Origin of the sequence: Streptomyces sp. NPDC057307, from assembly GCF_042667665.1 — a bacterium.
In the GTDB taxonomy this organism is placed as follows: domain Bacteria; phylum Actinomycetota; class Actinomycetes; order Streptomycetales; family Streptomycetaceae; genus Streptomyces.
In genome coordinates, this window is the sequence record NZ_JBHUZM010000181.1 from 1 (window position 1) to 13,207 (window position 13,207).

12 protein-coding genes are annotated in these 13,207 nt (G+C 71.5%); 4 read left to right on the forward strand and 8 right to left on the reverse strand.

Going from position 1 to position 13,207, the window contains the following annotated elements:
* Positions 1-91: 91 nt before the first annotated feature.
* The 5 genes from ACFUN8_RS34075 to ligD form a co-directional block, all read right to left on the reverse strand.
* The gene (locus tag ACFUN8_RS34075; protein WP_383646384.1) at positions 92-1,549 is read right to left on the reverse strand and encodes a penicillin-binding transpeptidase domain-containing protein; all 1,458 of its coding nucleotides are present in this window, start codon (positions 1,547-1,549) and stop codon (positions 92-94) included.
* Positions 1,546-2,979, reverse strand: coding sequence for an FtsW/RodA/SpoVE family cell cycle protein (locus tag ACFUN8_RS34080; protein ID WP_383646387.1), 1,434 nt, complete (start codon positions 2,977-2,979; stop codon positions 1,546-1,548). The genes ACFUN8_RS34075 and ACFUN8_RS34080 overlap by 4 nt, the downstream gene beginning before the upstream one ends.
* 104 nt (positions 2,980-3,083) lie before the next feature.
* A complete protein-coding gene (locus ACFUN8_RS34085; RefSeq protein WP_383646389.1) occupies positions 3,084-3,587 on the reverse strand; it encodes an SH3 domain-containing protein in 504 nt (167 codons plus the stop codon).
* 124 nt (positions 3,588-3,711) lie between these two features.
* Positions 3,712-4,104, reverse strand: coding sequence for a zinc-ribbon domain-containing protein (locus tag ACFUN8_RS34090; RefSeq protein ID WP_383646393.1), 393 nt, complete (start codon positions 4,102-4,104; stop codon positions 3,712-3,714).
* Positions 4,105-4,196: 92 nt separating this feature from the next.
* The gene (ligD, locus tag ACFUN8_RS34095) at positions 4,197-5,081 is read right to left on the reverse strand and encodes a non-homologous end-joining DNA ligase (RefSeq protein ID WP_383646396.1); all 885 of its coding nucleotides are present in this window, start codon (positions 5,079-5,081) and stop codon (positions 4,197-4,199) included.
* A 40-nt stretch (positions 5,082-5,121) separates the two neighbouring features.
* On the opposite strand from ligD, the gene ACFUN8_RS34100 reads away from it, so the two are divergent.
* A complete protein-coding gene (locus ACFUN8_RS34100) occupies positions 5,122-6,201 on the forward strand; it encodes a Ku protein (protein WP_383646399.1) in 1,080 nt (359 codons plus the stop codon).
* Positions 6,202-6,247: 46 nt separating this feature from the next.
* Here the strand turns inward: ACFUN8_RS34100 and ACFUN8_RS34105 are convergent, their stop codons facing one another.
* Both ACFUN8_RS34105 and ACFUN8_RS34110 read right to left on the reverse strand, forming a co-directional pair.
* Positions 6,248-6,790 (reverse strand): hemerythrin domain-containing protein, encoded by a 543-nt coding sequence (locus tag ACFUN8_RS34105; RefSeq protein ID WP_383646402.1) that lies wholly within the window; start codon positions 6,788-6,790, stop codon positions 6,248-6,250.
* Between the two features lie 51 nt (positions 6,791-6,841).
* Positions 6,842-7,471, reverse strand: a complete 630-nt coding sequence (locus tag ACFUN8_RS34110; protein WP_383646405.1) for a TetR/AcrR family transcriptional regulator — start codon at positions 7,469-7,471, stop codon at positions 6,842-6,844.
* Between the two features lie 70 nt (positions 7,472-7,541).
* On the opposite strand from ACFUN8_RS34110, the gene ACFUN8_RS34115 reads away from it, so the two are divergent.
* Positions 7,542-8,414 (forward strand): ketopantoate reductase family protein, encoded by an 873-nt coding sequence (locus tag ACFUN8_RS34115; protein ID WP_383646408.1) that lies wholly within the window; start codon positions 7,542-7,544, stop codon positions 8,412-8,414.
* Between the two features lie 269 nt (positions 8,415-8,683).
* The gene (locus ACFUN8_RS34120) at positions 8,684-11,371 is read left to right on the forward strand and encodes a glycoside hydrolase family 97 catalytic domain-containing protein (protein WP_383646411.1); all 2,688 of its coding nucleotides are present in this window, start codon (positions 8,684-8,686) and stop codon (positions 11,369-11,371) included.
* A gap of 117 nt (positions 11,372-11,488) precedes the next feature.
* On the opposite strand, the gene ACFUN8_RS34125 is transcribed toward ACFUN8_RS34120, so the two are convergent.
* Positions 11,489-11,746 (reverse strand): hypothetical protein, encoded by a 258-nt coding sequence (locus tag ACFUN8_RS34125; protein WP_383646414.1) that lies wholly within the window; start codon positions 11,744-11,746, stop codon positions 11,489-11,491.
* 130 nt (positions 11,747-11,876) lie between these two features.
* Between ACFUN8_RS34125 and ACFUN8_RS34130 the strand changes: the two genes are divergently transcribed.
* Complete coding sequence (locus tag ACFUN8_RS34130) at positions 11,877-13,091, forward strand: FAD-dependent monooxygenase (protein ID WP_383646417.1); 1,215 nt, start codon at positions 11,877-11,879, stop codon at positions 13,089-13,091.
* The last annotated feature ends 116 nt before the right edge of the window (positions 13,092-13,207 follow it).

Genomic DNA, 13,207 nt, shown 5'->3' on the forward strand with positions numbered 1-13,207 from the left:
GCCCACATGCACAACCTCGCCCTCGCCGCATGACCAGACCAGTCGTGAACCCTGCCCCGGCCTGCCCAGACACAGCCTTCTGCAACACGCTTTAGTCCCGCAGCGCCGCCTCCATCACCGCCCGTGCGATCGGCGCCGCGTCCCCGCCGCCGCTGATGTCGTCCCGCACCGCCTCCGCGTCCTCCACCACCACGGCCACCGCAACCGCCGGCCGCCCCGTGCCCTCCGCCTGCGCCCACGAGATGAACCAGGCGTACGGCGTACCGGAGTTGCCCACCCCGTGCTGCGCCGTCCCCGTCTTCCCGCCGACCGTCGCCCCGTCGATCCCGGCGCTCATTCCCGTCCCGGTCTCCACGACCTCCACCATCAACTGCCGCAGCCGGTACGCCGTCGACGGCGTCATCGCCTGTTGGTACGAGTGCTCGCCCGTACGGGAGACGACATCACCGTCGGCGTCGAGCGTCCGCTCCACCAGATACGGGTACTTGAGATCCCCGCCGTTCGCGACGGCCGCCGCGACCATCGCCATCTGGAGCGGCGTCGCCGTCGTGTCGAACTGGCCGATCGAGGAGAGCGCCAGTTGGTCGTCGCTCATCTCCCGGTCGAAGTTGGACACCGCGACACCCGACGGAATCCTCAACCGCCGGTCGTTGAAGCCGAATTTACCGACCGTCTCCACCATCGAGTCGAGCCCGACCCGCACCCCGAGACCGGCCATCACCGAGTTGCAGGACCACTTGATGGCGTACGCCAGCGACTCCTTGTCACAGCCCCGCGCGTCGTTCGGCAGCGTGGTGCGCGTGCCCGGCAGGACGTACGGCTCCGGGATGTCCGTCGGCTCGTCGACGTCGTCGACCACCCCGGCGTCCAGCGCGGCGGCCGCCGTCACGATCTTGAAGGCCGAGCCGGGCGGATACGTCTGCCGGATGGCCCGGTTGAGCATCGGCTGCGCGTAGGCGCCGTTGTACCGCCGCCACGCCTCGGCCACCGGCGCGCCCGTGCCCGACAGCTTCCCCGGGTCGTACGACGGGCTGCTGACCAGCGCGAGGATCCGGCCGGACGTCGGCTCGATCGCGGCGACCGCGCCGCGCCTGCCGTCGAGTCCGGTGTAGGCGGCGCGCTGCAGTGCCGACCTGACGGTGGTGACGACCTTGCCGCCGGGCTCCTGGGCGCGGGCGAGGTCGTTCCAGAACGGCAGAGGGGCGAGCATCGGGTCGGTGCCGGCGAGGATGCCGTCCTCGGCGTTCTCCAGCAGGCTTGTGCCGTACGTCTGGGAGGCGTAGCCGGTCACCGGCGCGTACAACGGGCCCTGGGTGTAGGTGCGTTCGTAGCGCAGTTGCTGACCGGTGTCCTTGGAGCCGGTGACGGTCCGGCCGTCGACGAGGATCTGGCCGCGCGGCTGCTCGTAACGGTCGATGGTCTTACGGCGGTTGGCGGGGTTGTTGTCGAGGGAGTCGGCCTGGATGACCTGGATCCGGGCCGCGTTGACGAGCAGCGCGACGAGGAGCAGCAGACAGAACGCGGCGGCGAGCCGGATATGGCTGATCATCGCTCGCCGCCGCCCGGCGCGGATTCCGACGAGGACGGTCCGGGGCCCGTCGGCCGTACCGTCACCACCGTCGGCGCGATCACGCCCGTCTCCACCGTCTCCGGGCGCGGTCTGCGCGCCGAGTCGCTGAGCCGGATGAGCAGCGCCACGATGACCCAGTTCGTCACGACCGACGAACCGCCCTGCGCCAGGAACGGCATCGCCATACCGGTGAGCGGGATCAGCCCCGTCACGCCGCCCGCGATCACGAACACCTGGAGCGCCACGATCGACGCCAGACCGACCGCGAGCAGCCGCCCGAAGGGGTCGCGCAGAGCGAGCCCGGTGCGGTAGCCGCGGGCGACGAGCAGCGCGTACAGCAGGAAGATCGCCGTCAGCCCGATCAGCCCCAGCTCCTCGCCCGCCGTGGCGAGGATGAAGTCGGACTTGGCGGCGAAGCCGATCAGCACGGACCGGCCGAGCCCCAGCCCCGTACCGAACATGCCGCCCGCCGCGAACGCGAAGAGCGACTGGGCGAGTTGGCCGGGGCCGTCGCCGGCGGCGATGGAGGCGAACGGGTCGAGCCAGTCCTGGACCCGGCTGTGCACGTGCGGTTCGAGCCAGCCGACGGCGACCGCGCCGACCCCGGCCAGCAGCAGCCCGACGGCGATCCAGCCGGTGCGGCCCGTGGCCACGTACAGCAGGATCACGAAGAGTCCGAAGAAGAGCAGCGAGGTGCCGAGGTCGCGCTCCAGGACCAGTACGAGGACGCTGAGCAGCCAGATCGCGACGATGGGGCCCAGCACCCGGCCGGTGGGCAGTTGGAGCTTCCAGATCCTGCGGCCGGTGTACGCCAGCGCGCTGTGGTTCGCCGCGAGGTAGGCGGCGAAGAAGACGGCGAGCAGGATCTTCGCGAACTCGCCCGGCTGGAAGGAGAGTTCGTCGATCCGGATCCAGATCCGGGCGCCGTTGACGGCGGGGAAGAAGATCGGCACGGTCATCAGCAGCAGCGCGGCGACCACCGACAGATACGCGTACCGCTGGAGCACCCGGTGGTCGCGCAGGAGCACCGCGACGGCGATGAACAGCGCGACCCCGAGCGTGGACCAGACGAGCTGCGCGGGCGCGTCCCGCTCGCCGGGGGTCGACAGGTCGAGACGGTGGAGCAGCACGAGCCCGATGCCGTTGAGCAGGACCGCGATCGGGAGCAGCAGCGGGTCCGCGTACGGGGCGCGGAACCGGACCGCGAGATGCGCGACGAGGGCGAGCAGACCCAGCCCCGCGCTGTGCGTCAGGGCGTCGGGCGGGGCGGCGTCGTCGCGGGCGAGGCCGACGGCGACATAGCCGAAGACGGAGATGAGGACGGCGCACACGAGGAGCGAGAGCTCGACCCCGCGCCGCTTGCGGAGGCGTAGTTCGGGCGGGGGAGAGTCCGCCGTCGTTGCGGTCATGGAGCGCAACGTAGCAACCCGACATGCCTTATGTCCGCTTATGTAAAGACATGAGGCATGTCGGGTCCGGTCACGCTTCGCGCGGCGTCAGTATCGGTGCGCCGTCAGCACCAGCGGGGCGCCTGGCCGATGTTGTCGATGTACGCGGCCGAGCCCCAGGCCCAGGTGCCGTCCGTGAGGAGGTACCAGCGGTTGTTGCCGTTCACGTTGTCGCCCCGCGTCTTGCAGAAGATGTGCACGATCTGGCCGTACGCGGCGCTGCCGATGACCCGGCTGCTGCGGGTGGGCTTGTCGCGCAGCAGAAGCCCGCTCCTGGCGATGACGCGGCCCTTGTACTCGCGGGGGGCGGAGGCGGCCCCTGCCTCGTTCTCGGCGGTTTCGGCGGACTCGGTGACGTCCGTGCCGCCGGCCTCGGTGGCGTCGGCGGGCGCCGGGCCCTCGGTGGGGGTGTCGACGTGGCCGTTCCAGCTGACGGGCGGCGGGGTCGGCACCGCCGCCAGCGCGGGCGTCGCGGTCAGGGCCGCCACGGCGACGGCGAGGGCGGCGGCGTACGGGCCGAAGGAACCCCGGAGGCGCGGGGCGGAGGAGCGCAGGGAACGCTGGGACATGCGTGACTCCTGATGTTCGGGAAGGGGGCGAGGAGCCGACGGAGAACTGCTCGACCCTCGCCCGATTTACCCTAGTTTCGTCACATTCTGTCCGCAACCGTAACTCTGTGTGCCCCGCCCGCCGTCAGCGCTGGTACGGGTTGCCGCCCTGGCCCGGCTGCTGCCCCTGGCCGCCCTGGCTGAACGGGTTCCCGCCGCCCGGCTGACCGCCCTGGCCGCCCTGCGCGCCCTGCGCGAACGGGTTGGCGCCGTGCTGCTGGCCGCCGCCCTGCTGGGCCTGCGTCGCGCTCTGCGCGAGCAACTGCTCCGCCTGCTCGTTGGGCACCTGGTGCTCCACGCCGCAGAACGTGCACTGCGTGTAGTGCTTCGTGGAGTACGGGAACAGCGGCACGAAGAAGAGAGTGAACTTGGAGACGCGCTTGCGCAGCGTGTGCGCCGACGGATTGCCGCACTGGCCGCACACGAGCGTCAGTATCGCCAGCTGGTAGATGTAGCCCTTGGTGCCGAAGATGATCATGCGTGGTTCCTTCTCTGCTCATGACGCTTCACGGCGCCCCGTCACGCTCATGATTGGCGTACCCCTATGGTGCCTGCCGCTGACGTCACCTGTCAGGGCAGACGTCCCGCCCGGTTGAGATTGATGAGCGGGCCGAGGAGATCCCCGTGGCGCTCCAGCCGCCCCGCGATGTCACCGACGCGGAAGACCAGGTCATCCGGCGCCGCGCAATTCCCGACCTCTTCCCAGGACACCGGGGTGGAGACGGTCGGTTCCGTACGGGCGCGCACCGTGTAGGGCGCCGCCGTCGTCTTCGCCGCCGAGTTCTGGCTGTGGTCGACGAAGACCTTGCCGGGGCGCAGCGCGCGGGTCATCCGGTGGACCACCAGCCGCGGCAGCTCGGCCTCGGCCTCGACGGCGAGCGACTTGGCGTACGCGGAGACCTCGGGCGACGGCGTGGGCTCCAGCGGTACGAGCAGATGCAGGCCCTTGGAGCCGGAGGTCTTGGCGTACGCGCTCAGCCCGTCCGCCGCCAGCCGTTCGCGCAGCCAGAGTGCGGCGGCGCAGCACTCCACCACGGTGGCGGGCTCGCCGGGGTCCAGGTCGAAGACGATGCGGTCGGCGCGGGCCGGGTTGTCGACCTGCCACTGCGGGGTGTGGAACTCCACCACCAGGTTCGCCGCCCACATCAGCGTCGCGAGGTCCTCCACCAGCACCTGCTTGGCGATCTGGCCGGCCGACCGCGGCACCGCCGCCGTACGCACCCAGGAGGGCGCGCCCGGCGGCGGATTCTTGGTGAAGAAGCGCTGGCCGTCGGGGCCGTCCGGATAGCGGAGGAAGGAGACGGGGCGGTTGGTCAGATGGGCGAGCAGGGCGCCGGCCGAGGTCGCGCAGTAGTGCAGCAGCTCGCCCTTGGTGGTGCCGGTGGCCGGGTAGAGGACCTTGTCCAGATTGCTGAGCGCGATCCGCCGCCCCTCCACCTCCGCGATTGGCGTCATACGATGAGAATCCCACGAATTCCGATGTAAGGGATTAACCGTGCGATCCATATGGAACGGCGCAATCTCCTTCGGTCTGGTCAGCATCCCGATCAAGCTGGTGAACGCCACCGAGAGTCACTCGATCTCCTTCCGGCAGATCCATTTGGCGGACGGCGGCCGCATTCGTTACCGGAAGGTCTGCGAGCTGGACGAGGAGGAGGTCACGTCCTCCGAGATCGGCAAGGCGTACGAGGACGCGGACGGGTCGATGATCCCGATCACCGACGACGACCTGGCGCAGCTCCCGCTGCCGACGGCGAAGACGATCGACATCGTGGGGTTCGTGCCGGAGTCCTCGATCGATCCGCTCCAGGTGGGCTCGGCGTACTACATCGCGGCGAACGGGGTGCCCGCCGCGAAGCCGTACACGCTGCTGCGTGAGGCGCTGAAGCGGAGCGAGAAGGTGGCGATCGCCAAATTCGCGCTGCGCGGGCGCGAGCGGCTGGGCATGGTGCGGGTGCTCGGCGATGTCATCGCGCTGCACGGGCTGCTGTGGCCGGACGAGATCCGTCAGCCGGAGGGGGTGGCGCCGGAGACCGAGGTGAGCATCCGGGACGCCGAACTGGACCTGGCCGACGCCCTGATGGACACGCTCGGGGAGGTCGAACTGGAGTCGCTGCACGACGACTACCGGGAGGCCGTCGAGGAGCTGATCGCCTCCAAGGCGGGGGGTGGCGAGCTGAGGGCGCCGGAGGGGGCGGGGGAGCGGGGCGGGGGCAAGGTGCTGGACCTGATGGCGGCGCTGGAGGGCAGTGTGCGGGCGGCGAAGGAGTCGCGGGGCGAGGGTGGCGGCGGTGGGGTGGACGACGGGGACGGGGACGGGGATCACGCGGAGGTGACGCATCTGCCGACCCGCAAGAAGGCGGCCGGTGCGAAGAAGGCCACGTCGAAGACGACGTCGAAGTCCGCCGCGAAGTCCACGTCGAGGACGGCGTCCAAGACCGCGGAGAAGAAGACGCCGGCCAAGAAGGCAGCGGCCAAGAAGACGGCGACGGGCAGGACCGCCGCGAAGAAGTCGACAGCGGCGACGAAGAAGACGACGGCGAAGAAGGCTCCGGCGCGGAAGCGTTCCGCCTGACGGGGCGGCCGGGGCGGGCCGGACGGCGGCATCTGCCAGGCGCGTTCTAGCGGCCGGGCGCGCCCCGCAGGGTGAAGTCGTCGGACAGCGGTGTGTTCAGGGCGTTCAGCGCGGCGACGAGCTTCTTCTCCTCGTACGTGAAGTGCGACTCCACCAGCGCGACAAGACCGTCCAGTTCACCTCGCACCCGACGGGCCTCGGCGGCGTCCGGGGCGGGGCCGATGCCGTCGAGCAGGTCCTGGAGCCGGCCCAGGACGGCGGTCACCATGTGGTGGTCCCGCGCGAGCTGTTCGAGTACGGGGGCCAGTTCGGGGAACTGCCGCGCCAGCGCCGGGAAGACGTTGTCGTCCTCCGCCGTGTGGTGGCGGGTCAGGGCGGAGCAGAACGCGAGGCAGTGCGAACGCAGTTCGCGCGGGCGCTCGCCACTGCCCGCGAGAAAGCCGTCCACGTCGTCCTGAAGCCGGGCCAGCTCCTCGCGGAGCCAGATGTGCACATCGATCAGTTGATTGCCGAACGCCGCGAGGCGGTCGCCCCGTGAGTGGCCCGGCGTGTGGTCCGGCGTGTGGTCCGGTACGGCGGAAGTCCCCATGCCCCGCATCGTAGGCGGGGGTCGAGGAGCATCCAGGCCCGTCCCGGGTTGTCAGGTGCCCGTCGGTGGTGCGCTCATCGCTGCCGTCAGGAACGTGATCGCCCAGTGCCGGGCCGCCTCGCCCGCCACCGGGGACTGGCAGGCCGGGGAGGGCTGCTGGTAGACCTCGACGCGGTCCACCGCCGTCACGGCGAGGATCCCCCGCATCCGGAACCGCAGCTCCTCCGGGGAAAGGCCGGGCAGTGCGCGCCCGAAGGCTGCCAGGTAGCGCTCACGGACCGTGTCCTCGGCCGGACCGGTCCAGCTCCGTACCTCCTCGGCCGGGTCGCTGAGGATCGTCACGATCAGCCGGGATGTCCGGGCACCGCCCTCGTCACCGGCCGGCATCTCGTCGAACAGCGGCCCCGCGAACGCCTCCACCAGTTCGGTGACCGCGGGGTCCGGGGTCCTGGCGAGCAGTCGGTCCAGCCCGGCGCACTGCGCGGCGTTGATGGGCTCGATCACGCGACGGGCGACCGCGGTCAGGAGCTCCGCCTTCGAGCCGAAGTGGTACCCGACGGCGGCCAGATTCGCTCCGGCGAGGTCGGTGATCGCGCGGACCGAGGTGCCGCGGTAACCGCGCTCGGCGAAGAGGTGCTCGGCCGCGGCGAGGATCTGGGTGCGGGTGTCGGGTGGCGCCATGCGTGCGTACACTACAGACGTTTGATTCAAACGAACGTTTGACTGAAATGAACGTATGAAAAGGGTTGCCATGAAACTGCTCGTGTACGGCGCCGGGGTCCTCGGCAGTCTGTTCGCCGCCCGCCTGCATGAGGCCGGGCACGACGTCTCGCTCCTCGCCCGGGGCGAGCGCCTGGCCGCCCTGCGCCGGCACGGCGTGCGGCTCGCCGAGGAGGGCGCCCCGGCCGTCAGACGGGTACCGGTGCCGGTGGTCGAGCACCCGGCCGGCGGGTACGACCTGACCGCGGTCTTCGTCCGCACCCATCAGGTGGACGCGGTGCTGGAGTCACTCGCCGGTCTCGAAGGCGACGTGCTGTTCCTGCTCAACTGGGCGGCCGGCCCGGAACCGCTGGGCGCGGTGATCGGCCACGAGCGGGTGCTGCTCGGCTTCGGCACGGCCGGCGGCACGATGGACGGCGACGTGGTCCGCTACCGCGCGCCCAACTTCCTGACCCGCCGGGTCGCGACGCCGATCGGCGAACCCGACGGCCGGACCACCCCGCGACTGGAACGGATCGTGGAGACGTTCCGGACCACCGGGATCAACGCCAAGGCCGAGCCGAGGATCGATGCCTGGCTCAAGACGCACGCCGCGTTCGAGGTCCCGCTCGGGCAGGCGGTGCACACGGCGGGCGGCCCGGTGGCGCTGGCCGACGATCCGGACGCCGTCCGCGGCATGCTCCGCCTGATGCGGCAGAACCTGGCCGCCATGCCGACGCCGCCGGTCCCTCGCGGGTTCGCCGCGCTGCGGACCCTGCCGGAAGGACTGCTCGTGGCCACGCTGCGGCGCTTCCTGCGAAGCCCGACGGCCGTACACAGCGGACTCAGCGACGCCTCGCCCGCGACGGTGGCCGAACTCGCGCGGCTGGACGAACAGCTCCGCGCCCATACGAAAGCCCGGTAGCCGACAGGCGGCCGCGGCCGCCGGCACCTGCCGCGGGCCGGACAGGAGCCGGCCCAAGCGGCGCACGCTCGTGAGCCGGACCCCGTACCCGACCCGCTCGTACGCGCGCTATGGATTCTGTTGGATTCTGTGGGACAGACCCTGGCGGATCCGGTGGATTCTGGGTGACAATCCGGGGCGCGGGCGCCCCTTCAGGCTCACCCCTGTCGTCACCAACTCGCGCCCCGTGTTTGCCCGTTGAGCCCGACTCCGAGTGAGAGGGACAAGCGATGACGAACAGCGGACCAAGAGCGGCGAATCGATGGCGCTCCGCCTGTGCGACCGCGCTCGCGGGGGTGCTCTGTCTCGGGGCCCCGGCAGCCGCCCAGGACGGCACGAGCAAGCCCCGGCCCGGCGGTGCCGCCTGGACCGTGTCCCGTGGCGGGCCCACCGCCGACGTACGGCTCGACCCCGCCGCCGGCTCCGTCACCCTCGCCGTACGCGACGGGAACCGCGTCCTCGTCGAGCCCTCGCCCGTCGGCGTCGTCACCGAGGACGCCGACCTGACGCGCGGGCTGCGCCTGGTGGGGCGCGCCGACCGCCGTATCGCTGAGCGGTACACCACCGTCGTCGGCAAGGAGCGGCGTCGCACCGTCGACATGGCCGAGTCGCGCTTCACCCTGGAAGGGGCGGGCGGGGCGCGGGTCGACCTGGTCGTGCGCGCGGCGGCCGACGGAGTCGCCTACCGCTACGTGCTTCCGGCGGGCAACGGCGGTGGCGCCGTGCTGCGCGAGGCGTCCGGCTTCGTACTGCCGGGCGACGCGCCCGCCCGGCTGAGCGACTACTCGGTCAACTACGAGCAGCCGTACGACGGTTCGACCGCCGCCGGCGCGCCGAGCGGGCAGTACGCCTACCCCGCGCTCTTCCAGGTGGGCGACGACCACGTACTGCTCACCGAGGCCGACGTCGACGGCCGCTACCCCGCGAGCCGCCTCACGCACACGGCGGGCAGCGGGCGCTACGACGTGGCGCTGGCCGACCCCTCGGTGCCCGTGCCCTCCACCGGGCCGCTCGCGACGCCCTGGCGGACCGTGATCGCGGGCGATCTCGCGACGGTCACCGAGTCCACGCTCGTGGACGACCTGGCTCCGCCCTCCCGCGTCGCGGACACCTCCTGGATCCGCCCCGGCACCGTCGCCTGGTCCTGGCTCGCCGGATTCGGGGCGGCGCAGCGGAGCCTGGAGACGCAGCAGCGCTTCGTGGACTACGCGGCGGCCCACGGCTGGGAGTACTCCCTGGTCGACGACGGGTGGAACACCACCGACTGGATGCCGCAGCTGATGGAGTACGCCGAACGGCGCGGCGTGGGCGTCCTGTTGTGGATGCACTGGACCGATCTCGACACCGCCGCCGAGCGCACGGCCCAGCTCGACAAGGTCAAGAAGTGGGGCGCCGCCGGGCTGAAGATCGACTTCATGGACTCCGACTCGCGCGAACGCATGGGGTGGTACGACGAGATCCTCCAGGAGACCGCCGACCGCGAGCTGATGGTCAACTTCCACGGCTCGACGCTCCCGCACGGCATCCAGCGCACCTGGCCGCACGTCATGTCGATGGAAGGCGTGCACGGCGCCGAGCAGGGCGACGTCCAGGCCGACGACATGGCGACGCTGCCCTACACCCGCAACGTGGTCGGCTCCATGGACTTCACCCCCATGGGCTTCCAGTTCGGGCAGCGCAACAACACCGAGGCCGCCGAGCTGGCGCTCTCCGTCGTGTACGAGTCCGGGTTCCAGAACTACGCGGGCAGCGTCGAGGCGTACCGCTCCCGGCCCGAGGTCGCCCGCTTCCTCGAACAGGTCCCGACCGTCTGGGACGAGAGCCGGCTGGTCGCCGGGACGCCCGGTGAGGGGGCGACCTTCGCGCGCAGGAACGGCGACCGGTGGTTCGTCGGCTCGGTCAGGGCGGGTGACGGCGGTACGGAGCGGGTGCCGCTGACGTTCCTGGGATCCGGCTCGTGGCGGGTCGACGTCGTACGGGACGGCGCGGCCGGTCTGGTCCGGGAGAGCCGGCTGATGACCCGTCAAGACGCGATCACGGTGCCCGTGTTGGCGGACGGCGGCTTCGCCGCACAGATCTGCCGCGCCGTGCCGGGCCGCGACAGCTGCGACCTGCCGGTGGACGCCGTACCGGTCGGGACGCTGTCCGTCACCCCCGCGAAGGCCGACGCCCGGCCGGGCACGACGGTCGACGTCGCGGCGGGCTTCGTGCTGGACGAGGCGGGCCCCGCCGAGGACGTCACACTGAGCGCCCGCACACCCGAGGGCTGGGCGGTCAACGGCGCCGGCGCGACGGCGGACGAACTGGCCGACGGCGCCGAACTGACGGCGTCCTGGCGGCTCACCGTCCCCGCCGACCCGGTCTACGGGGCGACGGAGATCCCCGTCACGCTGACCTACCGGGACCCGGACGCCGCACCGGCCGCGCCGCCGCTGACGGTCGAGCGCACGGTGCGCGTCTTCGTGGCGCGCGAAGGCACCGTGTACGTCAGCTCGTTGCCGTTCACCGCCGAGAAGAACGGCTGGGGCCCGGTCGAACGTGACCTCTCCAACGGCGAGAGTGCCCCGGCCGACGGCGGCCCGCTGCGCCTCGGCGACACGACGTACGACAAGGGCCTCGGGGTGCACGCGCAGTCCGAGGTGACCGTCGACCTGAACGGCGCCTACGACCGCTTCGCGGCCCGGACCGGCATCGACGAGGAGAAGCCGGACAAGGGCTCGGTGACCTTCGAGGTGCTCGGCGACGGCCAGGTCCTGGCCCGCAGCGGCGTCCTGGGCCCGACGGACGCGCCGTACGCGTTCGACGTGGACGTCAGCGGGGTGCGACAACTGACGCTGCGCGTCACGGACGGTGGCGACGGCATCGACTCGGACCACGCGGACTGGGCGGACGCGCAGCTGCGGGAGAAGGGCGTGTAGCGCGGCGCACCGTCCGGTGGTTGAGGGGTGCCCTCAACCACCGGACGGACCGGTCCGGCCACCGCCGGGCGGACACGCCCTCGCCCGTCGTCGCCGCCGTCGCCGTGTTCACCGTGTTCATCGCGCCCCGTCGTCCGGTACGAAGACACTCAGCCGGTACGTGCTCGGCAGCAGCGTTCGGCCGCAGAACTGGTCGAGGCGGAATCGGGACGGGTCGCGGACCTCGTGGTCCGCCGTGCGGCGGCGGATCTCGGTGCGCCATGCCGCCTCGTCCGTGGTCTCGAAGACGACCGTCCAGCGGCCGGGGCCCAACTCGGCTGCGGAGGGTCCCCGTTGCCGCTCCTGACTCCTCTTGCGCTTCCGTTGTCCTGGCACCCTGCCAGCATCGCAATTGCGTGCCCCGCCGACAATCGCGGGCCTATGCCACTCGAATAGGATTCCACCTCAGTGTCACCACCGGCAGCACCGTAGACATCGACTGAATCGACTGAGTGGAGAGCCAGGTATGCGTGGAGGCAGCGTCGCCGTCGTCGGCGGCAGCATCGCGGGGTGTGCCACAGCCCTGGCCGTGTCCCGCGGCGGAGCCGAGAAGGTCACCGTCTTCGAGCGGGCCGACGCCGAACTCCGTGACAGGGGAGTCGGCATAGCCCTCCACAGCGACCGGTACGCGGAGCTGGAGAGCGCCGGATACGTGGCCGCCGAGATGCCGTGGGCGCCGCTGACCCGGCGGGTGTGGAGTGTGAAGGACGGTGAGGCGGAGTACGGACGGGCCGTCGGCGAGCAGCCGTTCCCGTTCCGCGCCTACAACTGGGGTTCGCTGTGGAGCGAGTTGCGGCGCCGGGTGCCCGAGGAGGTCGACTACCGGTCCGGCGCGCTCGTCAAGGCCGTGGAGCCCGACTCCGACGGCGTGACCCTCGAACTCGCCGACGGGCGGCGGGAGCGCTTCGACGCCGTGGTCGGCGCCGACGGCTACCGTTCCGTCGTGCGCGACGCCATGTTCCCCGGCCGCAGCGCGACGTACGCCGGCTACATCGGCTGGCGCGGCACCTCCGCCGACGTCGCCGACCTCCCGTCCGACGGCAACGACGCGCACAACATCGTCTTCCCCGGCGGCCACTGCATGATCTACCGCATCCCGGACGGCGTCGGCGGCCACCGGCTCAACTGGGTCCTCTACACCTCCCCGCCCGAGTCCGAGGGGCTCCACGCGGACCTGAGGACGCCGACCTCGCTGCCGCCCGGCCGGCTCAACGAACAGCTCACCGCCCACCTCCGGGCCCTCGTGGCGGACAACTTCCCGCCCTACTGGGCGGCCCGGGTGCTGCGTACGCCCGCCGAGACCACGTTCATCCAGCCCATCTACGACCTGGAGGTGCCGCAGTACACCTCCGAGCGGATGCTGCTCGTCGGTGACGCCGCCAGCGTCGCCCGGCCGCACATCGGTGGCGGCAGCGTGAAGGCGCTGCAGGACGCCACCGCCCTGGAGGCCGCCGCGGTGGCCGGGGGGAGCTTGAAGGAGGTCATGGAGGCGTACGACACCAACCGGGGCGCCGTCGGTGCCTCACTGGTCGCGCTGGCCCGCAGGATGGGCAGCGCCCAGGTCGAGAACACCCCGGACTGGAGCGCCATGCGGCAGCCGGAGTTCGACGCGTGGTGGCAGGCACAGAACAGCGGCTCCGACCGCAACAGCGGCTTCGGCGGGCACCAGTTGAAGCGCTAGGGGGTGTTGGCCGGTTGCGCGGCTCGTGGGCCGCGCTTGTCCGGACACGCCTGGGCGCCGTTCGGGCGACGAACGGCCTGACGGTTGGTCAAAAGGCGCCGGGCGGACCGCATATG